Annotated in this window: 23 protein-coding genes; 11 read left to right on the top strand and 12 right to left on the bottom strand. The window is 59.7% G+C overall.

Annotated features, from left to right (window positions below; all coding sequences use genetic code 11):
- Nucleotides 1–11: 11 nt before the first annotated feature.
- Both ydcS and ACOI6Z_RS18660 read right to left on the bottom strand, forming a co-directional pair.
- Nucleotides 12–1,157, bottom strand: coding sequence for a putative ABC transporter substrate-binding protein YdcS (gene ydcS / locus ACOI6Z_RS18665; RefSeq protein ID WP_023289895.1), 1,146 nt, complete (start codon nucleotides 1,155–1,157; stop codon nucleotides 12–14).
- Between the two features lie 305 nt (nucleotides 1,158–1,462).
- Nucleotides 1,463–2,875 (bottom strand): PLP-dependent aminotransferase family protein, encoded by a 1,413-nt coding sequence (locus ACOI6Z_RS18660; RefSeq protein WP_032453089.1) that lies wholly within the window; start codon nucleotides 2,873–2,875, stop codon nucleotides 1,463–1,465.
- Nucleotides 2,876–3,596: 721 nt separating this feature from the next.
- Between ACOI6Z_RS18660 and ACOI6Z_RS18655 the strand changes: the two genes are divergently transcribed.
- The 5 genes from ACOI6Z_RS18655 (at nucleotide 3,597) to ACOI6Z_RS18635 (ending at nucleotide 6,893) form a co-directional block, all read left to right on the top strand.
- Nucleotides 3,597–4,994: a cytochrome ubiquinol oxidase subunit I gene (locus tag ACOI6Z_RS18655; protein ID WP_004202782.1), complete on the top strand. Its 1,398-nt coding sequence runs from the start codon at nucleotides 3,597–3,599 to the stop codon at nucleotides 4,992–4,994.
- Nucleotides 4,994–6,004, top strand: coding sequence for a cytochrome d ubiquinol oxidase subunit II (gene cydB / locus ACOI6Z_RS18650; protein WP_023289897.1), 1,011 nt, complete (start codon nucleotides 4,994–4,996; stop codon nucleotides 6,002–6,004). Before ACOI6Z_RS18655 ends, cydB begins: the two co-directional genes overlap by 1 nt.
- Nucleotides 6,004–6,129 (top strand): DUF2474 domain-containing protein, encoded by a 126-nt coding sequence (locus ACOI6Z_RS18645; RefSeq protein ID WP_044523515.1) that lies wholly within the window; start codon nucleotides 6,004–6,006, stop codon nucleotides 6,127–6,129. The genes cydB and ACOI6Z_RS18645 overlap by 1 nt, the downstream gene beginning before the upstream one ends.
- A 96-nt stretch (nucleotides 6,130–6,225) precedes the next feature.
- Complete coding sequence (locus ACOI6Z_RS18640) at nucleotides 6,226–6,510, top strand: hypothetical protein (RefSeq protein WP_065812568.1); 285 nt, start codon at nucleotides 6,226–6,228, stop codon at nucleotides 6,508–6,510.
- 149 nt (nucleotides 6,511–6,659) lie between these two features.
- Entirely contained in the window at nucleotides 6,660–6,893 is a 234-nt protein-coding gene (locus ACOI6Z_RS18635; RefSeq protein WP_065812567.1) for a DUF2554 family protein, read from the top strand.
- Between the two features lie 12 nt (nucleotides 6,894–6,905).
- Here ACOI6Z_RS18635 and ACOI6Z_RS18630 read toward each other — a convergent pair whose 3' ends face one another.
- Nucleotides 6,906–8,867, bottom strand: a complete 1,962-nt coding sequence (locus ACOI6Z_RS18630; protein ID WP_049013246.1) for a peptidase U32 family protein — start codon at nucleotides 8,865–8,867, stop codon at nucleotides 6,906–6,908.
- 33 nt (nucleotides 8,868–8,900) lie between these two features.
- On the opposite strand from ACOI6Z_RS18630, the gene ACOI6Z_RS18625 reads away from it, so the two are divergent.
- Complete coding sequence (locus ACOI6Z_RS18625; protein ID WP_032429169.1) at nucleotides 8,901–9,068, top strand: hypothetical protein; 168 nt, start codon at nucleotides 8,901–8,903, stop codon at nucleotides 9,066–9,068.
- A 10-nt stretch (nucleotides 9,069–9,078) separates the two neighbouring features.
- On the opposite strand, the gene ACOI6Z_RS18620 is transcribed toward ACOI6Z_RS18625, so the two are convergent.
- Nucleotides 9,079–9,648: a helix-turn-helix domain-containing protein gene (locus ACOI6Z_RS18620; RefSeq protein WP_023289901.1), complete on the bottom strand. Its 570-nt coding sequence runs from the start codon at nucleotides 9,646–9,648 to the stop codon at nucleotides 9,079–9,081.
- Nucleotides 9,649–9,831: 183 nt separating this feature from the next.
- On the opposite strand from ACOI6Z_RS18620, the gene ACOI6Z_RS18615 reads away from it, so the two are divergent.
- Nucleotides 9,832–10,998: a benzoate/H(+) symporter BenE family transporter gene (locus ACOI6Z_RS18615; RefSeq protein ID WP_044523523.1), complete on the top strand. Its 1,167-nt coding sequence runs from the start codon at nucleotides 9,832–9,834 to the stop codon at nucleotides 10,996–10,998.
- On the opposite strand, the gene ACOI6Z_RS18610 is transcribed toward ACOI6Z_RS18615, so the two are convergent.
- Complete coding sequence (locus ACOI6Z_RS18610; RefSeq protein WP_044523552.1) at nucleotides 10,975–11,844, bottom strand: helix-turn-helix domain-containing protein; 870 nt, start codon at nucleotides 11,842–11,844, stop codon at nucleotides 10,975–10,977. The two genes, ACOI6Z_RS18615 and ACOI6Z_RS18610, sit on opposite strands and share 24 nt — an antisense overlap.
- Before the next feature lie 186 nt (nucleotides 11,845–12,030).
- Between ACOI6Z_RS18610 and ACOI6Z_RS18605 the strand changes: the two genes are divergently transcribed.
- Nucleotides 12,031–12,927 (top strand): DMT family transporter, encoded by an 897-nt coding sequence (locus ACOI6Z_RS18605; protein WP_023289904.1) that lies wholly within the window; start codon nucleotides 12,031–12,033, stop codon nucleotides 12,925–12,927.
- 47 nt (nucleotides 12,928–12,974) lie between these two features.
- Here the strand turns inward: ACOI6Z_RS18605 and ACOI6Z_RS18600 are convergent, their stop codons facing one another.
- The 3 genes from ACOI6Z_RS18600 to tehA form a co-directional block, all read right to left on the bottom strand.
- Complete coding sequence (locus ACOI6Z_RS18600; RefSeq protein WP_004202796.1) at nucleotides 12,975–13,643, bottom strand: DUF3313 domain-containing protein; 669 nt, start codon at nucleotides 13,641–13,643, stop codon at nucleotides 12,975–12,977.
- A 261-nt stretch (nucleotides 13,644–13,904) separates the two neighbouring features.
- The gene (tehB, locus tag ACOI6Z_RS18595) at nucleotides 13,905–14,501 is read right to left on the bottom strand and encodes a tellurite resistance methyltransferase TehB (RefSeq protein WP_048297634.1); all 597 of its coding nucleotides are present in this window, start codon (nucleotides 14,499–14,501) and stop codon (nucleotides 13,905–13,907) included.
- Nucleotides 14,498–15,502, bottom strand: coding sequence for a dicarboxylate transporter/tellurite-resistance protein TehA (gene tehA / locus ACOI6Z_RS18590; protein WP_048297635.1), 1,005 nt, complete (start codon nucleotides 15,500–15,502; stop codon nucleotides 14,498–14,500). The genes tehB and tehA overlap by 4 nt, the downstream gene beginning before the upstream one ends.
- A 111-nt stretch (nucleotides 15,503–15,613) precedes the next feature.
- On the opposite strand from tehA, the gene ydcK reads away from it, so the two are divergent.
- On the top strand, nucleotides 15,614–16,594 hold the full coding sequence (gene ydcK, locus ACOI6Z_RS18585) for a YdcK family protein (protein ID WP_023289907.1): 981 nt from the start codon (nucleotides 15,614–15,616) through the stop codon (nucleotides 16,592–16,594).
- Here ydcK and rimL read toward each other — a convergent pair.
- The 4 genes from rimL to ACOI6Z_RS18565 all read right to left on the bottom strand — a co-directional run bounded on the left by rimL (nucleotide 16,580) and on the right by ACOI6Z_RS18565 (nucleotide 22,069).
- Nucleotides 16,580–17,158, bottom strand: a complete 579-nt coding sequence (gene rimL, locus ACOI6Z_RS18580; RefSeq protein ID WP_032453097.1) for a 50S ribosomal protein L7/L12-serine acetyltransferase — start codon at nucleotides 17,156–17,158, stop codon at nucleotides 16,580–16,582. The genes ydcK and rimL overlap by 15 nt on opposite strands.
- A gap of 53 nt (nucleotides 17,159–17,211) precedes the next feature.
- On the bottom strand, nucleotides 17,212–18,867 hold the full coding sequence (locus tag ACOI6Z_RS18575; RefSeq protein WP_048297636.1) for a glucan biosynthesis protein D: 1,656 nt from the start codon (nucleotides 18,865–18,867) through the stop codon (nucleotides 17,212–17,214).
- 311 nt (nucleotides 18,868–19,178) lie between these two features.
- Nucleotides 19,179–20,684, bottom strand: coding sequence for a carboxylesterase/lipase family protein (locus ACOI6Z_RS18570; protein ID WP_023289910.1), 1,506 nt, complete (start codon nucleotides 20,682–20,684; stop codon nucleotides 19,179–19,181).
- 41 nt (nucleotides 20,685–20,725) lie between these two features.
- Nucleotides 20,726–22,069 (bottom strand): VOC family protein, encoded by a 1,344-nt coding sequence (locus tag ACOI6Z_RS18565; RefSeq protein ID WP_023289911.1) that lies wholly within the window; start codon nucleotides 22,067–22,069, stop codon nucleotides 20,726–20,728.
- Nucleotides 22,070–22,308: 239 nt separating this feature from the next.
- Here ACOI6Z_RS18565 and pcaH point away from each other — a divergent pair, with 239 nt between their 5' ends.
- Both pcaH and pcaG read left to right on the top strand, forming a co-directional pair.
- Entirely contained in the window at nucleotides 22,309–23,049 is a 741-nt protein-coding gene (pcaH, locus tag ACOI6Z_RS18560) for a protocatechuate 3,4-dioxygenase subunit beta (RefSeq protein WP_004202816.1), read from the top strand.
- On the top strand, nucleotides 23,046–23,666 hold the full coding sequence (gene pcaG, locus ACOI6Z_RS18555; RefSeq protein ID WP_023289913.1) for a protocatechuate 3,4-dioxygenase subunit alpha: 621 nt from the start codon (nucleotides 23,046–23,048) through the stop codon (nucleotides 23,664–23,666). The genes pcaH and pcaG overlap by 4 nt, the downstream gene beginning before the upstream one ends.
- The last annotated feature ends 152 nt before the right edge of the window (nucleotides 23,667–23,818 follow it).

Below are 23,818 nucleotides of genomic sequence, written 5' to 3'. Positions count from 1 at the left end.
GCCTCCGATCCTTAGCGGCCGCCCATTATCGCAATGTAGTCCTGCGTCCAGCGGCTGTAGGGAACGTATTTCCCCCCCTCGGCAACCGGCGTTTTCCAGAAGTGGATGCGGGCAAACTGGTCATAGCCGTTGGTCTCACAGCCCTTCTCTCCGAGCAGCGCGCTGGCTTTACAGCCCTCAGGCACCACCGGCAGCGAGCCGAACCAGGCCGCTACATCGCCCTGCACCTTCGGCGTGAGCGACCAGTTCATCCATTTATAAGCGCAGACCGGGTGCTTCGCCTCGCTGTGCAGCATGGTGGTATCCGCCCAGCCGGTCACCCCCTCCTTCGGAAATACGGTAGCGACAGGCTGGCCTTCCGCCTTCAGGCCGTTGGCCTGATAGGGCCACGAGCTGGAGGCGGCCACCCCTTCGTTTTTGAAGTCGTTCATCTGCACGGTGGCGTCATGCCAGTAGCGGTGGATCAGCGGTTGCTGGTCACGCAGCACCTTCAGCACCGCGTTGTACTGGGTTTCGGTCAGTTGATAGGGATCTTCGATCCCCAGCTGCGGTTGGGTGGCTTTGACAAACAGCGCAGCGTCGGCGATATAGATCGGGCCATCATAGGCCTGCACCCGCCCCTGATTGGTTTTGCCATCCGGAAGATCCTGCTTCACGAAGACCACGCTCCAGCTGTCCGGCGGCGTCGGGAATACGCGGGTGTTGTACATCAGCAGATTCGGTCCCCACTGATACGGTGTGCCGTAAACTTTGCCCCCGACGTTAAACCATGCCCCTTGCGCAATGCGCGGGTCGAGAGTGTGCCACCCGGCAATCAGCGCTGTGTTAATCGGTTGAACGCGTTTGCCCATGATCAGACGCAGCGAAGCATCGCCCGAGGCAGTCACCAGATCGTAGCCGCCCTTGGCCATCAGGCTAACCATTTCGTCAGAGGTGGCGGCAGTTTTCACATTAACCTGACAGCCGGTCTCCTTTTCAAACTGGCTGACCCAGTCGTACTGCTTGTCGGTCTGACCGCGTTCGATATACCCCGGCCAGGCAATAATATCCAGCCGCCCTTCCGGTTTATCCAGCGAGGTGAGTGGCTCAGCCGCCTGGACGGTCAGGCAGGCCATCCCCAGCACATAAAGGCTGCAACGGGCCAATTTTTTGCTCATCAGGTGTTACTCCTGTCACAAGGGAATTAGCGGCAGCCGTGCCGTAAAAATATCTCCTGAAATAAGGGTAGTCAGCGGATTAACGCCCTCGGGGGAATTTATTCAGGTTGTGACCCGGGACGCATTACGCAAAAATCGCCAACACAAGACTGACTTTATGGATTATAGACAACGAGTTAGAGAAAAAGGAGGGGTATGCGTATTTCCTATGGTGAGCGCCGGTAAAATAATGACCGGCCTCGATAAAAATCCATCTTCGTTTATTTTTAGCGATTGTTTATCGCGGCGAAAAATAGTCAAAGCGATCAGGAAAGCTGCTCACGAATTAGCTCGCCCAGGCGCTTCACCCCCTGCTCTTCGCGTTCTCCCCAGCCCCAGGCGGTATTAAAGCGGAAAAACGAGGTCCAGCTGGCGGAGGTGGAGAACATTTTTCCCGGGGCGATGCTGATGTGCGACGCCAGCGCCCTGGCGCTCAGCACGCTGGCGTCGGCCCCTTCCGGTAGTTCGATCCACAGAAAATAGCCGCTGTCGCTGTGATGGATAGTGACCTCCGGCGGCAGATGGCGCAGCAGCGCCTGCCAGGCCTGCTGTTTACGTTCCGCCAGCTGGCGGCGGAGACGGCGCAGATGGGCGTCATAGCGTTTGGTCGACAGGTAATCCACCAGGGCTAACTGCATCGGCGAGCTGGTGGAGAGCGTACTCATCAGCTGCAGCTGCTGGATTCGCCGCGCCTGTTTCCCGGCCGCCACCCAGCCGATGCGAAAGCCGGGCACCAGACATTTTGAAAACGAACTGCAGTGCAGCGTCATATCCTGTTGATCCCAGAACTTCGCCGGCAACGGCTTCTCGCGGCCAAAGTAGAGCTCGCTGTAAACATCATCTTCAATCAGCATCACGTCATAGCGCGCCAGCAGCGCCACCAGCGCTGCTTTTTTTTCGGCGCTGAGGGTGAAGCCGAGCGGGTTCTGGCCGTTGGTCATCAGCCAGCAGGCCTTGACCGGATAGTTTTGCAGGGCCGCCTCCAGCGCCGTCAGGTCAATGCCCTCTTTGACGTCGGTGGCCACCGACAGCGCCTTCAGACGCAGCCTCTCCAGCGCCTGCAGGGCTCCGTAGAAACAGGGATTTTCCACCACCACCCAGTCGCCGGGCTCGGTCACCGCCTGCAGGCTGAGGTTTAGCGCCTCCAGCGCTCCGGCGGTAATGACGATCTCGTCGGGCGAGACGTTCATCCCCTGCAGGGCATAGCGCCGGGCAATGGCGTGCCGTAGCTCCGCGTTGCCCGGCGGTAGGTTCTCAATCACGCTCATGGCGGTGGCGGTTTTACTCACCTGCGCCAGCGAACGGTTAAGCTGCTGGAGTGGGAAGAGACGCGGGTCCGGGAAGGCCGAGGCAAAGGGCAGCATTGACGCCTGGCGGCTGGCCTGGAGCACCTCAAAGATGTAAGTATTGATATCGACCGCTTCATCGCGGGTCACCTGAGCAGGCGGCGCCGGCTGACGAAGCTTCACCGGCTGGGGGGCGACGTAATATCCCGACTGCGGTCGGGCGACGATGCGCCCCTGGCTTTCCAGTAGCTGATAGGCATGGCTGACGGTCATAAAGCTCATGCCGCTGCTGACCACCTGCTCGCGCAGCGAGGGGAGCCGATCGCCCGGCAACCAGACGCCAAGCGCGATCTGGTCGGTCAGCTGCTGCGCCAGCTGTTGATACTTTTTCATTGTCACCCTTTCCTTTCTGCAACCTCCCTTTATCATATATCAGTTGTTATAAATTAACACTTTTAAGTAACTGTTATGTAAAACAGCGCAACCCGGTCACACAGAACGCCCGCAGGAAAGGTTCACGAGAAAATTGTCCAAAAAAACGATATGATGCATAACCAAAAAATGAACATGATACCGATGGTAATACATAAGCTATGTAATCCTTTTTCTGACATGACCATTCCCTTTTATTGATATCCTGAGAATAAAATACAAAGCACGGCTAAATACGACAATTTAAAATTATTTAATCCATAATTAACTGACTCATCCTTTTTACTGATTCTCATACTAGCAAACGTGTGCAGACGTTAAATTCATTAATAAAGAACAGATAATAAAATGCTATATCTGTCGTAATCAGAGGATATTGCTCACAAAAATTAAACGACCGCGCTTTTCCGGGCAGCTACAGGTCTAAGCTGATCCGTAAGACTACGATAATACAGTGAAATAGATTATTAATATTTTCCTGGCCAACAATCTGGCTTTGCTTTCAGCGTTAAACATGACGCTTTTCACCCGAGGGATCTCCATGTTGGCGGTCCCCGGAGACCGGCAAAAAGATCATAACAGCCGCCAACTGTTATGATAAAAAATGAACCGACTGCCTCTGCCCCCCTTGCCGCCACCCTGCCTAAAATTGCGCTGAATCAATTTTGTTGTGGAGTCCTGCATGTTCGGTCTTGATGCATTCCATCTGGCGCGAATTCAATTCGCCTTTACGGTCTCGTTTCATATTATCTTTCCCGCCATCACCATTGGCCTGGCAAGCTACCTGGCGGTTCTCGAAGGCCTGTGGCTGAAAAGCAAAAATCCCACCTGGCGCTCGCTGTACCATTTCTGGTCGAAGATCTTCGCCGTCAACTTCGGTATGGGAGTGGTGTCCGGGCTGGTGATGGCCTATCAGTTCGGCACTAACTGGAGCGGTTTTTCGCAGTTCGCGGGCAGCATCACCGGCCCCCTGCTGACCTATGAAGTCCTGACGGCGTTCTTTCTGGAAGCCGGTTTTCTCGGGGTCATGCTCTTCGGCTGGAACCGCGTGGGGCCGGGGCTGCACTTTTTCGCCACCTGCATGGTGGCGCTGGGGACTATCATCTCGACCTTCTGGATCCTCGCTTCCAACAGCTGGATGCAGACCCCGCAGGGGTTTGAGATCGTCGATGGTCAGGTGGTGCCCGTCGACTGGCTGGCGGTGATCTTTAACCCGTCGTTCCCCTACCGCTTGCTGCACATGACGGTGGCGGCATTTCTCAGCAGCGCGCTGTTCGTCGGCGCCTCGGCGGCCTGGCATCTGCTGCGCGGCAATCAGTCGCCAGCGATCCGCAAGATGTTCTCCATGGCGCTATGGATGACGCTGCTGGTTGCGCCGGTCCAGGCGCTGATCGGCGATATGCATGGCCTGAACACCCTGAAACACCAGCCGGCAAAAATCGCCGCCATTGAGGGCCACTGGGAAAACCCGCCCGGCGAGCCGACGCCGTTACTATTGTTTGGCTGGCCAGATATGGAACAGGAGCGCACCCGCTACGGGCTTGAGATCCCGGCGCTGGGCAGTCTGATCCTCACCCACAGCCTGGATAAACAGGTGCCGGCGCTGAAGGAGTTCGCCCCTGAGGATCGCCCAAACTCCACCGTGGTGTTCTGGTCATTTCGCCTGATGGCTGGTCTCGGCATGCTGATGCTGCTGCTCGGGGCGCTGGCCCTGTGGCTGCGCCGCGGCGACCGGCTGTACCACTCGCGGCCGTTTCTGCGCTTTGCCCTGTGGATGGGCCCCTCAGGACTGATTGCGATTCTCGCCGGCTGGGTGACCACCGAAGTGGGCCGCCAGCCATGGGTGGTGTATGGCGTTCAGCGCACCGCCGAGGCGGTTTCCGCCCACGGCGATCTGCATATGTCGGTCAGTTTGTTGACCTTTATTGTGGTTTACAGCGCCGTCTTCGGGGTCGGCTACAGCTACATGCTGCGCCTGATCCGCAAGGGGCCGCAGGAGGTGCAACCCGCGACAACCGGTACGCCAGCCCGCCCGCTGTCCGCCGCTACTGAAGGTTATCTGCAGAAGGAGTCTCGCTAATGGGTATCGAATTATCGGTGATCTGGTTCGTGATTATCGTCTTTGCCACGCTGATGTACATCGTCATGGACGGCTTTGATCTGGGCATTGGCATGCTGTTCGGCACGGTCCGGGGCAGCACAGAGCGCGACGTGATGGTGAACAGCGTCGCCCCGGTATGGGATGGCAATGAGACCTGGCTGGTGCTGGGCGGCGCCGGTCTGTTTGGCGCCTTTCCCCTCGCCTACGCGGTGATAATCGACGCCCTGTCGATCCCCCTGACCCTGATGCTGATCGGCCTGATCTTTCGCGGCGTGGCCTTTGAATTTCGTTTCCAGGCCACGCCGTCGCACCGGCCATTCTGGGACCGCGCCTTCTTTGGCGGTTCCCTGCTGGCGACCTTCAGCCAGGGCGTGGTGGTCGGAGCGGTGATCGACGGTTTTACCGTCAGCGGTCGCGCCTTCAGCGGCGGCATGTTTGACTGGCTGACCCCGTTCAGCCTGTTTTGCGGACTCGGGCTGTGCGTGGCCTATGCGCTGCTCGGCGCTACCTGGCTGGTGATGAAGAGCGAAGGCGCGCTGCAGCAGCGGATGCGCAGCGCGTCGCGACAGTTGCTGGTTGCCCTGCTGGCGGTGTTTGCCGTCATCAGCCTGTGGACGCCGCTGGCGCACCCGGCGATCGCCGCCCGCTGGTTCAGCCTGCCGAATCTCTATTTCCTGCTGCCGGTGCCGCTGCTGGTGCTCCTGATTAGCGCCTGGCTGTGGCGCACACTGCCTCTGCACGACCGCCATGTCTCGCCTTTCACCCTAACGCTGGGCCTGGTGTTTCTCGGTTTTAGCGGCCTGGGGATCAGCATCTGGCCGCATATTATTCCGCCATCGATTACCTTGTGGCAGGCCGCCGCCCCGCCGCAAAGCCAGGGCTTTATGCTGGTGGGCGCGCTGCTGATTATTCCGGTTATTCTTGGCTATACCTGCTGGAGCTATTACGTGTTCCGCGGCAAAGTCCAGCCAGGGGAGGGTTATCATTGATGAAAACCGTCTGGTCCACACGTCTGCTGTGGCTGATCGCGCTGTGGGGAGGCAGCGTGCTGACGCTGGCCGCCATCAGCCTGCTGTTTCGCCTGCTGATGACCGCCGCAGGTCTTAAAGTTTGAACCAGGATGCAGAGAAATCGGGATCCGGAGTTCTCCATCTTGTCTTCACTTTTACCTGCTGAAATACGCGGACACATCAGAAGAAAGGATATTGCTATGAAGAAGTTAGCTTTTCTGTCTGCCGCGATGACGCTGGGAATATCGTCATGGGCTTTCGCTGCCGACAACCCGCCGCCGCCGCCAGAAAAAAGCGCGCAGCATCAGGGTAAATCGGCGGCGAAAAACGGCCAGCACGACGGTAAGCAAGCGCAACACAACGGCAAGCAGCCGCGGCATGATGGCAAGCAGCCGCAACGAGACGGCAAACAACCGCAGCATGGTGGTAAGCAGCCGCCAAAAGGCGGTGAGCACAGCGGGAAACCACTGCCGCCAAAAGCGTAATCCCTCACGCCTGGCCTTCTGCGCCAGGCTTTTTTCACCCTCTTTCAGCAGACATTGACAAACCCTTGCCCTTCTTTGATAAACCGGGAAAAAAACCTGCACAGCGCCTGGCATAGTAAGCCCACGCCATTGATTCACAGAGAAAAGGTATGTTGAGGAGAAGCATGAGCGCCCTGCTGTTGCTGTGCGCGCTTTTTTCCGGGCATCTGCTGGCCCACCGTCAGGGGCACGATTACTTTCCGATACAGAGCCTCGAGCAGCAGCTGCTGCACGAGGCGGATAGCGATGAGCTTCGCAGCCGGTGCGAAGAGAACGCCGCCGACCTGCGCGAGCATCACCGCTGGCAGGACGCCCGCAAACCGCGGGCATCACACAGCCAGTAGCGTCGCCGCGGATCAGGCCCCTTTGCGCTTCGGCAGGGTCTTCATCAGCTCGTCCGGGCTGACGGAGGCCACGATGCTACCCGGGTGCGGCATTTTGAGGATATGGTTTTTGATCTTGCCGACCACGTGCATTTCGCACGGACGGCAGTCAAACTTCAGGGTCAGCACTTCATCGCCATGGATCAGCTGCATCGGCGTGGCTTTCCAGCTCTTGATGGAGCCTTTCGCCTGTTTCGGACAGAGATTGAAGGCAAAGCGCAGGCAATGTTTAGTGATCATCACCGGCACATCGCCCTTCTCTTCGTGCGCTTCATAGGCGGCGTCAATCAGCTGCACGCCATAGCGCTGGTAGAACGCCCGCGCCTTGTGGTTATAGACGTTGGCGAGGAAGGAGAGATGGGTCTCCGGGTAGACCGGCGGCGGCACAGAGACCGGCTTACGGGTGCCGCGCTGCCAGGCGTTGAGCCGCGCGTCATCCAGCATTTCGGCCGTTTCACGCCGCAGCTGGTTGAGCAGGCTGTTGGGCACAAACAGCGGCGGCAGATTGACCTGCACCTCGCGCGCATAGTAAATGGTTTGCCCCAGTTTTGTGACACCGTCACGGAGGTTGGCCAGCGCTTTCTCCGCCTGGTTAGCTTCGGCGAACTCCCCGTCAAGGGTGTGGGTCACGCTGACGCCATCTTCACAGGTCATGGTGAGAACCAGCTGCTCCTGCCAGCCGCTTAGGGTGACGTCTACGGCGATGCGGCGTTCGCTGGAGGTCTTCAGCAGCGCCTGCTGCCAGTTGTGATCGAGGTTGCGGTTGAGCGCCTGATGCGGGCGCACTTTGTGCAGATCCGCAGGCATCTCGTTCGGCCACACCCGATAGCGATTTTCGCCGGTTTTTTCCACGTTATTGGCGCGGAAGCCCACCACTTCACGCTTAATCATCACGTTAAGGCCATCGCCGTTGGTTAACGGTTCGCTGACCTCGACGTCGAGATGGTCTTTACCCACCTTCAGCACTTCGCCCACCGGCAGTCCGATAAATTTTGGCGAATCAAAGGCGCCGATATCGCCTTTACGGGCATTAACGAAGTAATCGGTGCTGCCGCGGTGGAAGGTTTTATCGGTGGACGGGATAAAGAAATGCTCGGTGCGCCCTGCCGAGGCGCGCGCGAGATCGCCGCGGTCTTCAATGATGGCGTCCAGCATCTGGCGGTAGTGAGCGGTGATGTTTTTCACGTAGCTCATGTCTTTGTAACGGCCTTCGATTTTGAAGGAGCGCACCCCGGCATCGATCAGCGCCGCCAGGTTGGCGGTCTGGTCGTTGTCTTTCATCGACAGGAGATGTTTTTCATAGGCCACCACTCGCCCCTGATCGTCCTTCAGGGTATACGGCAGGCGGCAGGCCTGCGAGCAGTCGCCGCGGTTGGCGCTGCGTCCGGTCTGGGCGTGGGAAATGTAGCACTGGCCGGAATAGGCCACGCACAGCGCGCCATGGATAAAGAATTCGATGGTGGCGTCAGTATTATCGTAGATGGCCTTGATTTGACTGAGGTTCAGCTCGCGCGCCAGCACGATCTGGCTGAAACCGGCGTCTGAGAGAAACTTTGCTTTCTCCACGCTGCGGATGTCGCACTGGGTGCTGGCGTGCAGCTCGATCGGCGGCAGGTCCAGCTCCATGATCCCCATATCCTGGACAATCAGCGCATCGACGCCCGCGTCGTAAAGGTCGGTAATCAGCCGCTGCGCCGGCTCCAGCTCATCGTCATGCAGAATGGTGTTCAGCGTCACAAAGACCTTGGCGCCGAAGCGATGGGCGAAAGGCACCAGACCGGCGATGTCGCTCAGGCTGTTGCTGGCGTTGTGGCGGGCGCCAAAGCCAGGTCCACCGATATAAACGGCGTCGGCGCCGTGAAGGATCGCTTCGCGAGCGATACCGGCGTCGCGGGCAGGACTAAGAAGTTCAAGACGATGATTGTGCAGGCGCATACGCGTGTTGTTATCCAGTATAAGGGGGTCGAAATGGCGGCTATTGTAGTCAGAACCGGGCGCAGACGAAAACCTTTTCCGCCGTCGCGGGACGACGAATTTTCAGTTTTCAGCAAAGTATTGAAGGAAAAGATATTTCCCTCAAATCACCGTACAGAGTACTGTCATCACGTATTCCGGATTTTCCTCGTCACGTTGTGAGTGGTTATCATCAGTCATCTTGTCTGGCCGCGGGTTCGCCCGCGGTTTTTTCTTTTGGATAGTGGATAAGCGAATGGAAATGAGCCGCCTGGGCGCCGCTGTTCCGGTAGGCATGCGCCGCATCGCCGGCGAAGCGCCGACCCTCACCCGCCTGCAGCGAGTGCCACTCCCCCTGTAAGCAGAGATCCAGGGTACCGCTAATCACGACAACATGCTCAATCACCCCTTGCTCATGCGGCGTCGATTCGCTCAGCGCCCCGGGAGCAAGGGTTATCGAGAAATGATCAAAGCGCAACTCCGGGTCCCACGGGAAGACCGGGGTCACCACCATCGCCTGCTGCTGCGGGTCAAACGCGGAGGGCGCCGCGCCGTCATCCGGAACGATAAACGCCGAAAACGGCACGTTCAGCCCGGTGGCAATCTTCCACAGCGTCGCGACCGTCGGACTCGATTCATTCCGCTCAATCTGCCCGAGCATGGCTTTCGACACCCCGGTCTCTTCCGCCAGACGCGACAGGCTCCAGCCGCGCTGCTGACGCAGATTTTTGAGGGTGGCCGCCAGGTGTTGCGCAATATTCATCCTACCTCCTGATTTTTCAGCCCAGAGTATACCTCCATTTGCCTGATTCAACAGGGCGATTAGCGGCATCGCGGGCCGTTTGCGACAAGAGCCGCGGTGCGCAGCCCTCACCACGCAGGAACCTTGTGCGCTAAAACGCACAATGATAGAGTAATCGGACGTTATAACGCACAAGAGAAAACTATGCGCTCGTTTACCGTTCCGCTTCCCAGCCTGTTCGCCGGCTTCGTCGCCGTGCTGGTGGGCTACGCCAGCTCTGCCGCCATCATCTGGCAGGCTGCCGCTGCCGCCGGCGCCACGCCCGGGCAGATCGCCGGCTGGATGACGGCCCTGGGCCTCGCCATGGGCGTCAGCACCCTCGCGCTGAGCGGCTGGCGAAAAGTGCCGGTGCTCACCGCCTGGTCAACGCCGGGCGCCGCCCTGCTGGTCAGCGGCCTGCAGGGGGTGACCCTCCCTGAGGCGGTGGGGGTATTTATCTTCGCCAATGCGCTGATCGTCCTCTGCGGCGTTACCGGCCTGTTTGCCCGGCTGATGAAAATCATTCCCCATTCGCTGGCCGCCGCGATGCTGGCCGGCATTCTGCTGCGTTTCGGTTTGCAGGCCTTCGCCGGCTTCCAGGATCATCTGCTGCTGTGCGGCGGCATGCTCGCCGCCTGGCTTCTGTGTAAGGCGCTGTGGCCCCGCTTCGCCGTGGTCGCCGCGCTGGTTGCCGGGGCGCTGATTGCCGCGGCCTCCGGGGAGGTGGCCAGCGCCGCTGTGCCGCTGGCGTTTGTGGCGCCGGAATGGATCGCCCCGCAGTTTACCCCGGCGCTGCTGCTCAGCGTCGGCCTGCCGTTCTTCCTCGTGACCATGGCCTCACAGAACGCGCCCGGGTTCGCTACCCTTCAGGCATCAGGCTATGCCGTACCGGTCTCCGCGCTGATCGTTGTCTGCGGGGGGCTGGCGCTGCTGCTGGCGCCGTTTGGGGTCTACTCGATCTGTATTGCGGCGATCACCGCCGCCATCTGTCAGAGCCCGGAAGCGCACCCGGATCCGCAGAAGCGTTGGCTGGCGGCCATGGCCGCAGGCGGTTTTTATCTGCTGGCCGGTCTGTTCGGGGGATCGATCACCGCGCTGATGTCGGCCCTGCCGACAGCGTGGATCCAGATGCTGGCCGGCCTGGCGTTGCTCGGCACCATCGGCGGTAGTCTGTTTCAGGCGGTACATCAGGCCAGTGAGCGCGACGCGGCGGTGCTGACCTTTCTGATCACCGCCAGCGGCGTGACGCTGGCGGGAATTGGCTCGGCATTCTGGGGCGTGGTGCTCGGCGGAGTGAGCTACGGCGTGCTATCCGCGCTGCGCCGCCCGTAGCTGGGTCGGCGTCAGGCCGGTGGCGGCTTTGACCCGATGGCTGAAATGGCTGGCGGAGCTGAAACCGCAGGCCAGAGCGATCTCGGTGAGCGGCAGCGCGCTGTGGCAGATCAGGTTTTGCGCCTTCGCCATTCGCTGCTGCATCACATATTGATGCGGAGCCATATTCAGCGACTGGCGGAACATACGGGCAAAATGAAATTCACTCAGTCCCGCCTGCTGCGCCAGGTCGGCCAGGGTCAATGGCTGATCGAGGTGAGCGTCGATCCAGGCCAGCACGTGACGCTTCACCCCCGGCGCCAGTCCCCCGGTGACCGAGGGCAAACGCCACTGCACGGTGGCATAGTGCTGGATCAGATGGGTGAGCAATAAACTGCTGGCGGCGCTAAGGGTCAGCTGGTTCGCCGGCTGTCGCCAGTCATTAGCCAGCAAAAACTGACGATACACGGTGGTGATTTTGTCATCGCTGGCAAAGGTTTTCTCCTGCAGGGTGAAGTTCGCCGGGCTGCGATCCCACACCTCCTCCCCGACACGGCGCAGATGCGCATCGGTACAATAGAGATGGACAAACGACAGATCGCCGCGGATATCCCAGACGCTTTCATCGCCTTTCGGCATCAGGCAAAAGCGATCCGGGCCGCCGCCATTCTTCCAGCCGTGCGGCGTCTTTTGATAGCTTTCATAACCATCGGCGACGTACAGGCTTAAGGTATGATGATCGCTGCGTACCGTTACGGTATCGCAGTTGTTATACCAGGCGGCCAGTTGAATACCGGAATTCAGCTCCACGGTGCCCTTCAGCACCGCGTTCTGTCGCCGTAATGTTTCAAACGTCCCGTAACCCATCGCCTTCACGCATCTGTCCTGTCTGGAAAAACTCTAGTCTAGGGAGACTGCGACGCGGTTTCCAGTCCTCACCGCCGGCGAAAGACAAATAAGCGCAAGAATTTGCAAGCCGACAACAAGCGGGTGAAAGCCGCAGGTTGCGGCAGGCGGCATACTCCTCCCTTCAACAGGCAGAGGAGAATCAGGGTGAACGCATTACTTTATGCACTCGTTGTCGTTATCTGGGGAACGACGTGGATTGCGATTTTTTTACAGCAGGGGCCGGTGGCGGCGCCGGTATCGATTTTCTGGCGGTTCGCCGTGGCCAGCGTCACGATGCTGGCGATTCTGCTCGTCACGCGACGTCTGCGGCCGCTGGGCGCGAAGGACCATCTCTGCTGCCTGCTGCAGGGCTGCTGCGTCTTCTGCTTCAATTTCTGGTGCTTTTATACCGCCGCCGCCTGGATCAACACCGGTCTGGAATCGGTGATCTTTTCCATGGCGGTGCTGTTTAACGCCATCAACAGCTTTCTTTTCTTCCGTCAGCAGCCGCCGGGACGCTTCTGGGCTGCCGCCGCGCTCGGTCTGGCCGGTATCGTCACCCTGTTCTGGGATGACCTGCTGGCCAACGGGCTGAACGCTTCGCTACTGTGGGGGATCGGTCTGAGCGCGCTGGGCACTTACGGCTTTTCGCTGGGCAATATGTTCAGTATTCGTCACCAGCGGCGGGGGCTGGAGACGCTGACCACCAACAGCTGGGCGATGCTGTACGGCACGCTGGTGATGGGCGCCATCGCACTCCTCCGCGGGGATAATTTTATGCCGGAGTGGACCGTCAGCTATCTTGGCGCCCTGCTTTACCTGGCGCTGTTCGGCTCAGTTGTCGCCTTCGGCGCCTATTTCACCCTTGTGGGACGCATCGGCGCCAGCAAAGCCGCCTACAGTACGCTGCTGTTTCCGCTGGTCGCCCTGTCCATCTCCACCGTTTATGAAGGCTATGTATGGCACAGCAACGCCGTTATCGGACTGGCGCTGATCCTGTTGGGTAATCTGGTGATGTTTGCCAAACCGGAACAGCTGCTGCTGCGCCGAAAGCTGGCCTGAAACGGCGGAAGATAAAACAGCGCCGTCGGCAGACGGCGCTGGCGAGATTACCGCTGGGAAGGGTCGAATTTGACGGCGTCGACCGCCATATCATCGATCACCTGCTTCATGGTTTCGATGGTCAGCGGCGTGTTTTCATTGGCCAGGGTTTTTCCTTCCCCTTTACGAACCACTTTGATCACCGGCTTGTTGGTGCTGGCGTCAATCAGTTCGGCTTCAAAATAGAGGTCGGTGTCCATCGTACGATGGCCGGTGGCGGCCTGAGTACCGGCAACAATCATCGCGACCGGAACCACTTCATAGAACTGCAGCCCTTCTTTGCTGGAGTCCACCCCGGTGATCGCCCCGCGGAAAATAAGGCTACGCTTGCCGGCGGTGGTAGCCAGCGGTTTACGCTCGGAAATGGCCTGTTTGAGCTGTTTGTTGGTGTAATTAAGAATATCCTGCAACGCCTTTTCACCGACCTGGGTCGTCGGCTTCGGTACCGGATAGTACGTTACCGGATGGTAGACGACATTATCGTAGTTAGCCGGATTGTAGTTTGGGTCGATCCAGCGCAGCTCCGACTTGCCGGAGGCCGTGGTGGCTTCTTTCAGGTTGGAATAATCTTTTAAAAAGCCCGAATACTGATTCGGCTGCGCCAGTTTGGACGCACAGCCCGTCAACGCTAACATCCCCGCCAGAGCGGCGACTTTAAATAACACGCGAGTACGCATAAAGAGATCCCTGTAAATGCAGTTTTTTCGGCAGACGTTATAGCAGATAAGACCCAGTAGTTTTGTGACAAAATGAGGGCTTCGTCAAGGAAGATATACAAATATTGATGGGATCAACATTACGTTATTAAATAATTACTTAATAGGTGAACAGGTCGCCTTTAACCCTCTGTTCAGCGAGGCTTTTCGCGCGTCTTTATCCGATGGGTATTAGCGCAAGGCGGCGCGGTCAATCTCAGCCATATCACGCGCCGCTGAGGATTATGCGGGCTTGCGCGCCAGCAGCGTGGCGAAGCGCAGTTTGATCCGGTTGCCGCTGGCGTCGGTCCGATGCAGCTCACCGACGTCCTCATTGTATTTCAGTAATTCCCAGCCTCGGTAGTACTCCCGAAGTTCATCGGGTTTAAAAGCAAACGGGAAGCCGACGGTGCAGGGATAGTCCTCGGTGTCCATCGCCGCGACAATCAGGTTATAGCCCCCGGCGGCGGTGCAACGCTGCATATTGGCGATGAGTCCCGGGATAGCGCCGGCCTCAAGAAACATCATCACCACGGTGGAGAGGATCAGATCATACTCGCCGTCAATGGTCAGGCTGTTGAGGTCTTTCACCGCGGTCTGCAGATTATCCAGCCCTTCGGCGGCGCGAATAGTCTCCAGATTATTGATGCTCATCGCATTTTTATCCCACGCCGTCACCGTGAAGCCGTTCGCCGCCAGATAAAGGCTGTTACGTCCGTTGCCGCAGCCCAGATCCAGCGCCCGCCCTGGCGGCACCATCGTCGCGGCATGCAGCACCTCGGAGTGGGTGCGGGTCAGGCCATATTTATCACTAAAATAGTCCGCGTCACGCGTTGTCATGATCCTTCCTTCTTATTCAGGAGTGTTTCCCGGTCGACCTGTAGCAACAGTTTCCCGCTAACCAACAGCAGCCCTGTGCGCAGCAGCAGCAGGCCGATGACCAGATTGCTAAAAATAAAGAGCGGCAGCGCCAGATGATGAAAAAAGCCGTCCGCCTTCGCCTGGCCCAGATGCAGGCCGGTAGTGGCCAGTGCGGAAATACCGAACGAGAAGCTCCAGAAAGAAGCATTGAACGGCTGGCGAAGATACCAGGGCATCAGACGCAGCATAAACAACAGCTGCAGCAGACCGTAGCCAAACAGCAGCTTAGCAAAGGTATCAGCCTCCCCGCCGTTGACGCTGAGCCAGGCGCTGCAGGCCACCAGCGCCGGCGCCAGCTGGATCCCCAACGACGTGCGCAGCGCGGTCGGCAGTTCGCCTGCGCTGCGCAGACGATGGAGGATAGCCGGCTCAAGGCTCAACCAGGAGAAGACCCCGGCGCCAAGGAATACCAGTCCGGCGTCGGTAAACCCCAGCGCGCCGCAGGCCATCGCGCTGATAAAATTATTCGCCACCGTGGGCAGATACAGCCCCGGCGTGGTGGCCTCGCGAGGATGGTTTCCCCGCCACAGGCCGCCGCTTTGCCAGGCGGCATAGGCGAGCTGCAGCGCCACGCCCGGCACAAACAGCCCGATGGCCAGCGGCCGGCACCAGGGTACCAGACCAATCGATACCAGCAAGGTAGTGGCGGGAAACAGGCTGACGAAGCTGCTGCTGACGGGATGTCGCATCTCCTGCAGCACACTCGCCGGAAAGCGGATCGCCCGGCTGATAAACGCCATGCTGAGCAGGACCCACATCGCCATCGCCAGCGTCACCAGCCCATCACCAATGCTGCGGCTGACCGGCCAGAGGGTGCTGGCGTAACGCCAGGCAAAGCCCATCCCGATGGTGCCGAGCACCATGCCAAAGTAACCCGCCGGCAGGTTCAGCACCTGCCGCGACGTATGCGTTTTGTTCATTTTATTGATGATATCAATTTAATTTGAAGTTGCATTCTAAAGGAACCTTATCCCACGCGCTACGGCGATCTTTGCTATGTTTATGTTAACCATAAGTAATGAGGATCGGGAATGCGTAAATACCGTCTCAGCGAACAGACCCGGCAGTATTGTTACCAGGCAGAGGATGGCAAACAGTGCGTCACCCTGCGCCAGATCGTGGCGCTTATCGATTTCGCTGACGTCAAAGCGGGCAGCGAAGGCGGCTGGGTGGAGGAGGAAAGCGCTCTCAGCCAGCAGGGAGAGTGCTGGATCTACGATGCCAACAGCGTGGTCTTCGCCGGGGCGCGCATCCTCGACGATGCCCGACTCCATGGCCCCTGCGAGGTCAGCCATGGGGCTATCATCAGCGGACGGGCATCCATTCACGCCTCGCAGATCAGCCATCACGCGCAGATTGGTGACAACGTCACGATTAGCCTGAGTACGGTGCGCGGTGACTGTCGCCTCGCCGACGAGGCGCGTCTTCTGCCCCACTGTCAGGTGATTGCCGCCCGCGGGCTGACCGCCGACCGCGACAAAGTGCTGCAGATTTATCAGCGAGCCACCGTCAGCGCGTCGCGCATTCTCCATCAGGCGCAGATCTATGGCGAGGCCTACGTCGAGCACGCTTTTGTCGAACATCGGGCGGAAGTCTTTGACCACGCCAGGCTTGAGGGAAACGAGGAGAATGACGTTTGGGTGTGCGATAACGCGCGGATTTACGGGCATGCCCGTCTGATCGCGGGTCGCGGCGAGGATGCCATTCCCACTGTGCGCTACAGTTCCCAGGTTGCGGAGAATGCGGTGATTGAAGGTAACTGTCTGCTAAAGCACCGGGCGATGGTGGGCGGCGAGGCGCAACTGCGCGGTGGACCGATTCTGCTTGACGACGACGTGCTGATCCAGGGTCGGGCTGTCATCGTCGGCGATGTGATCGTTGAGCACCAGGTCACGCTTGGGGACGAGGTGCAGATTGCCGCGCGGGAAGGAGAAGCCATTCACCTGCGCGGCCCGAAGACCCTCGACGGCCAGCAGCAGATCACCCGAACGCCGCTGTTAGGCGCCCTGTAGCGCCTCGTCGCGGTCAATAATGCGGGCGTAGATATTCTGATCGTCATAGCTGCCGTTCAGATACTCGGCCTGGCGGAGACAGCCTTCCAGAACAAACCCGTTACGCAACGCCACCTGGTTGCTACGGGTATTCGCCACCCGACATTTGATTACAAACCGGCGCACCAGCCCGCTGCGGGCATAATAGTGGATAAAGGCCTGCAGGGAACGGGACAGATACCCCTGCCCCTGGCAATCTTCATCGATCCAATAGCCAATATAGGCCGTCTTATTCTGCGGCTCGATCTGGTTGAACGACAGAACGCCAATCGGCCGCTTATCGAGAAACAGCAAAAACATTTTGGCGTAATCCCGCTGGTGCAGCATCACGTTACCCTGCACATGGCGGCGGGTCTCCTCTTCGCTGCGCACCTCTCCGGCCCAGCTGAGCGACTGCTGTAGCCAGCGCTGGTTTTTCACCACCAGCTGGTGCAGGTCGCTGACGTAACGCTCATCAATGGCGGTAAGCGTCAGTCCCTCGGTCACCGGGATCGATTCTGGTACTGCTGGAATGTCTGTGGTCATGGGGCTCTCTACGGGCCCGCAGGGGGTGCCTGGGGGCCACGGCTGTCACGGGGTTATTTCATGATCCGGTCGTCAACGTAGTTACGTTTATCCGGCGCCGGCGGGAAGTACTGATAGAGCCAGGTTTCGCTGATGGCTTCTCCCTGACAGCGCAGGAACAGACGCATCTCCACCGGGTCGGTCGAGTCGGAGGTCGGATACCAGTCGAAGAGGATCCGGTAGCCATCGAATGGCTCGACGTAGAGGATCTCAATCTGCTTCGCTTCGCCGCTGGAGAGGGTGATCACCGGTTCAATACCGCGCGGCGCGGCCGCTTTCAGATCGCCGCCGACAAAGTCGATGGCAAAACGACGCGCCCACTTGTCCGGGTAGTGTTCCCCCGGCGCCCATCCCTCCGGGAAGCCCCCCATCCCGGTGCGGGTGGCGAGCACACGCGCCAGCGGGGTGCTCACCGGCGGCTGCGCGCTCCAGTAGAGACGGTAGCGGAAGTCCAGTTCGTCGCCCGCCTTCACCGTCTTTTCCGGCTGCCAGAAGCAGACGATGTTATCCAGCGTTTCACCGGTGGTCGGGATCTCCATCAGGCTGACCGCCCCTTTGCCCCACTGGTTACGCGGCTCCACCCACAGGCTGGGACGCTTGTTATACCAGCCCATCACGTCCTGGTAGTGGGAGAAATCGCGGTCCAGCTGCAGCAGACCAAAACCGCGCGGGTTCTTGTCCTGGAAGGCGTTGAACTGCAGCTTCTGCGGGTTGTTCAGCGGCCGGCAGACCCATTCGCCGTTGCCCAGCCACATCGACAGCCGATCGGAGTCGTGGATCTGCGGGTGGATGGTATCGCACATCCGACGCTCGTTGTTGCCGCAGCTGAACATGCTGGTCATCGGCGCGATACCCAGCTGTTTGATATCCTTGCGGGCGTAGAGATGGTTCTCCACGTCCATAATGACCTGGGTATCCTGGCAGTGGATGGTGAACTTGTAGGCGCCAGTGATGCTCGGGCTGTCCAGCAGAGCGTAAACGGTGAATACCGTGGCGTCTCCTTTGACCGTTTCGAACCAGAAAGAGGTGAAATCGGGGAACTCTTCCGGGGTATCGGTAAAGGTATCCACCGCCAGCCCACGGGCCGAGAGGCCGTACTGGTAGGTGCTGTCTACCGCGCGGAAATAGCTGGCGCCGAGAAACGCCACGATATCCCGGCGCGCCAGCTCAGGCGCTTTAAATACCCGGAACCCGGCGAAGCCGAGGTCGGACTGGCCTTCCAGCTGGCGGGTATCCACCCCGGCGTCATTGTACTTGAACAGCTCCGGACGGAAGTGGATCTCGCGCGCCTGCTGGGTGGCGGCGTCTAAAGAGAACATGCGCACGCGGCGACGGAATCCCATCCCGACGTGGAAAAACTGGATATCCAGTTTGCGTTCTTCAATATTGTTCCACAGCGAGTGGTTGGCGTCATACTGGATGCTGTTATAAGCCTGCGGGGTGAGATTGGCCAGCGTCGGCGGCAGATCGCGCGGGGCGCCGCCCCACGGCTGGCGCGCCAGATCGTGAGCCATCGCCTGCAGCACGGCATAATCAAAACGGCGTGTCTGCCCGTCGGCAATGCCCGCGTCTTCAGCAAACGCGGCCTGACTGAATAAGGAAGCGACTCCTGACGTTCCGCATACGGCGGCAACAGCCATGGAAGATTTAAGAAAACGTCTGCGGTTCATGCCTGAGAAAGCGTCCTTCTGCACGGGTGAATTGATTCGCAACGCGTCATCACGCTGCGTGATAATTTCCGCCCACTCTAGACAAAAACGATTAATAATCCAATTGTTGCCCGCAGAAAAACGGTAAAAAAGCCCTGTCTACCAGAACAGGCTGTTTTTTCATCACCGGCGGAGGGAGAGCGCAATATCCAGCCCAGGGCCCGCCTGCAAACAAAGCGGACAGCACTCATCCCGTCTCATCGCCGGGGCGTTTCTTAGCCGCCCGCGGCCTGCAGCTGAGCCGCGACCTGCTGAGCCGCGACCCATCCCCTTTATTCGAGGGTCACGTGATGCTTCATCACCCGGCGAAACAGCGCCAGCCGGGCGCGCATAAAGCGATTCTCCACTTTAAAGCCGGCACGCTTATGCAGGCCAATGCGCAACAGACGATCCCGTCCGCGCACGCACGCCGGCCAGCGCACCGCGCCGGCAAGCACCTGCTCGCCGCTGGCGACGCGGGCAAACTGGGCCCAGTAGTCAGCGACCTGAGCGGCGAAGGCCAGATCCGCTTCACTGGCATATTGCCGCACCGGGTCGGTGAGCCGCAGGTTATCAAACACGTAGGGTACCTCGTTGCCGTGCCAGGCGCCGTGCGGATAGACATCATGCTCCGCTTCCGCCACATAATCGAACCAGTACCGCCAGCATGGCTGGCCCACGCGCTGCTGGGCCTGCATCACCACATAGCCGAGGGTGGTAAACGCCATATCCCGACAGACTTCCCGCCCCAGCGCTTCATCCCCCTTCACGCCGGGATAGAGGAGTTTGATCAGTCCCAGCCCAAGACGGCGCTCGCGGCGCAGCTTCTGGATCTGCCCGGCGATATCGACCCCAAACACCGCCATCACGCTGGCTTCATCGCTATTGGAGCCGATCATCACCGGCATCGGATGCTGGCGCCCGGCAAAAAAGGTCTCCAGCATCGGCTGCGGAAGCACCACATCGCCGGCGATGGGCGCTGGCCCGATATTCAGCGGGGCGGTTAGCGACCAGAAGGCCTCCGCCGGGATCGCCCGCAGTTGTTCGGCGCTGGCCTGCGGCAAGGCGAAGCGTTCCGCCAGCAGGCGGCCTTTCTCCAGCGCCTTTTCTCGCGGCAGGTCGGGTAAGGTATACCCGCTCTGAATAATCGCTTTATGGAACAACCCTTTCGCTTTCGGCGAGGCCATCAGCGACAGCACGCTGCGCGCCCCGGCGGATTCGCCAAACAGCGTAACGTTGGCGGCGTCGCCGCCGAAGGCGTGAATATTCTCCTGGACCCACTGCAGGGCGGCGATCTGGTCGAGCAGCGCGAAGTTATACAGACGCTCGCCCGCCTCTTCCTCCAATGCCGGATGGGCGAAAAAGCCAAGATGGCCCAGTCGGTAGTTGACCGTCACCACCACCACGTCGCGGCTGGCCAGCGCCAGGCCATCGTAAGGCGGCAGGCTGCCGGCGCCGATGGTAAACCCGCCGCCGTGCAACCAAACCATCACCGGCAGCGGCTGCGCTGCGCTGGCGGGGGCCCAGACGTTGAGATAGAGACAGTCTTCGCTGAAGCGGCCGGGATCCCCGCCGCCAAGTTCGCGGCAGTAGTCAATGTCCTGCCAGCTGGCGGCGGAAAAGGCGTCGGCCTGACGCACGCCATGCCAGCGGGCGGGAGGCTGCGGCGCGCGCCAGCGCAGCGGCCCCACGGGCGGCGCGGCGTACGGAATGCCGCGCCAGATATGGATCCCCTGCTCTGCGCTCCCGGCCAGCGTGCCCTGCCGGGTTTTCGCCAACGGTTTCGACGGATGTTGCATAACCTGCTCCCTGTAAGGCTGATGCCAGCAGGGTACTGATTTTACAGCAGACCGCAACGTCGTTTGCTGCGCTCCTCCGCCTGCCGGTACAGTTCAAACTCATCCTGCACCGGGCAGCCCAGCGCCGCCTCAAAGGCTTCGCGGCTGGCATTCCCGTGGCTGCGCGCCTGGGTTTCGTTACCCAGATTGGACTGAAAAATGCCCGCCGCGCTGACCGGTAAAAAATCCTCATAGACGATGGGCTGGGCCACCACCCATCCGCGCTCGATCAGCGGCTGGGGATCGTCGCCCGGGCGAAACGCCTGGCGATGGGCCTCGCCAGCCGGCGTCAGGCGGTAGCGAAACCAGGCCAGCCCCTGCTGACGCAGCAGAAATTCGCTGTCGGGAAATTCGCGGAACACCTCCTGCAGATGCAGCTGGTGGCTGAGATTGTCTTTGCCGGTCCCTGCCGCCTGCAGCAGCCGGTCGTACAGCGCGCGCCCTTTCGGCGTCAGCGCCACGCCGCGCTGCTCAATTTCGCCAAAGCGGGCGCTGTGGGTGCCGCGGTGTTCGCCGGCGAACATCACCGGCTCCTCAAGCGCCTTGAAGCTGGTCTGCCGCAGGAGGATCGGTACCTCCCGGCGCGGCGGGCCTTCGATCAGGGCCTTTGGCTCAATACCGCACTCCGGCATCAGGGCCTGCGCGCGGTCAATATCCAGCGTCCGCGGCGTGAGGTGGTTGATATGGCATCCCGGGAAGCAGACCACATCGGCAATCAGGCGATGCTCGCGATGCAGCGCGTGGTAGGTCTCCTCATCGACGGTGGCATGCCGGTGCCAGCGGAAGGTCTCCAGCGCCTCCTGCACAAACTCGCGGGCTTCCGCTGGGGTGAACGCCCCTTCGGCTTCGTGCCGGGCGATCAGCGCCAGGCAGCGGGGAGTGAATATGTTGCGCCGGGCGAGGATCGCCTCGGCCCGCTCGCGCAGAGCGCGGTTTTCGATCAGCTCCAGACGCAGCAGCGAGGTAAAAACCCGAAACGGATTGCGCGCCAGCGCGGCATCGTCGACAGGACGAAACGCCGTGGAGTGAACCGGCACGCCGGCCTGCGAGAGATCGTAATAGCTGACGGGATACATCCCCATAATGGCAAACATGCGACGCAGCGTCGCCAGTTCCTCCGCTGTGCCCACGCGGATCGCCCCGTGGCGCTCAACGTTCAGACGCGCCAGCTCGTCGGCGTTGGCCAGTTGTTCATGCAGCTTCGGATTATTTTCCAGTACCGCCAGGTTGACGTCAGCCACCAGCTCCAGCAGCGTCCCGTACTGCGGAACTTCCTGCTGGTACATGGCCGACATGGCCTGCGAAAAGTGCTCCCGAATCTCATCAGCCGTGATGGTGTTCGCCATGATGTGTTACCTCCAGTGAATACTTCCTGGAGTGTAGGAAAGCTGCCTCCCGGCGGGGGGAAGAATTTACAAACTGTGATGGCGATAACCTGCTTCCGGTCACGGGCATAGCGCAGAACATAACCGATGGTTATGAAAAACACTCGGTAATTTCACTTTAAATTAACAATACATTTACACACACTGTTTCTGGCGACATTACAACAACATGCCCCTCTACCCTCTATACGGAGTACCCGATGAACGATAAATGGTCCCCGCGCGAGGTTATCCATCGCGATTACAGTAGTCACCCGCCCGCTTACGCCCCGGGCTATAAAACCAGCGTCCTGCGCTCCCCGAAAAACGCCCTGATCTCCCTGCAGAACTCGCTGTCGGAGATCACCGGCCCGGTGTTTAGCCGCGACGACCTGGGTCCGCTGGATAATGACCTTATCCTTAACTATGCCAAAGAAGGCCTGCCGATTGGCGAGCGGATCATTGTGCACGGCTACGTGCGGGATGGCTTCGGCAGACCGATGAAAAACACCCTGGTGGAAGTCTGGCAGGCCAATGCCGGCGGCCGCTATCGACATAAAAAAGATCAGTATCTGGCGCCGATTGACCCGAACTTCGGCGGCTGCGGCCGGGTGCTGACCGACGAGAACGGCTATTACTGTTTTCGCACCATCAAGCCCGGCCCCTACCCCTGGCGCAACCAGGCCAGCGACTGGCGTCCGGCGCATATTCATTTCTCGCTCTCGGGCGACGCCTGGGCCCAGCGCCTGATCACCCAGATGTATTTCGAAGGCGACCCGCTAATCAAGCAGTGCCCGATCGTCAGAACCATTAATAATGACGACGCCGTGCGCACCCTGATCGCCGAGCTGGACATGCACGCCGCCGTGCCGCTGGATTGTCTGGCCTACCGCTTCGACCTTGTTCTGCGCGGCCATCGCGCCACGCTGTTTGAAAATCGCACTCAGGGGGCCGCCCGATGAAAGAGTATCTGCCTGAAACCGCCTCGCAGACCGCGGGACCCTATGTTCATATCGGTCTGGCGCCGGACGCCGCGGGTTTCCATATTTTTGAGAAAAATTTTGGTCCGGTTCTCACCACCGCCGATACCGTCGGGGAACGGATCACCATTGAAGGCCGGGTTATCGACGGCTCAGGAACCCCGGTCCGCGATGTGCTGCTGGAGATCTGGCAGGCCAACGCCGCGGGACGCTATAACCATCCTGACGATCGTCAGCAGCAGAAAGCGGTCGACCCGGGCTTTCGCGGCTGGGGGCGCACCTGCTCTGACTTCACCTCCGGCGTCTGGCGCTTTGAAACCATCAAGCCCGGCGCGGTGGTTGGCCGCGATGGCCGTCTGATGGCGCCGCACGTCAATCTGTGGGTGGTGGCCCGGGGGATCAATATTGGCCTCAATACGCGGATGTATTTTGCCGATGAGCACGAGGCCAACGCCAGCGACCCGGTGCTGAATCTCATCGAGTGGGAGGTGAGACGCAAAACCTTAATCGCTGAGCGCGAAGTTCGCGGTGCGGAAGTGGTCTATCGTTTCGACATTTATCTGCAGGGCGAGAACGAAACCGTCTTTTTCGATATCTAGCGGCCATGCTGACCACCGCCGTCGCCCCGCACAGCCGGGGCGGTGGCGTGTTAAACCATAGGGGAAGATCTTGTAATGTAATCAGCTCAAATGTTAAAAATATTTTGCTATCTGGTTATCAAATTTAAACAAGGCCGCTTGTCTCTTTCACC

This window comes from Klebsiella sp. C239 (genome assembly GCF_048822715.1).
Classification (GTDB): Bacteria; Pseudomonadota; Gammaproteobacteria; order Enterobacterales; family Enterobacteriaceae; genus Klebsiella; species Klebsiella quasipneumoniae.
Note: the sequence above shows the minus strand (reverse complement) of the source record. Positions and strands in the feature narration are given on the sequence as shown.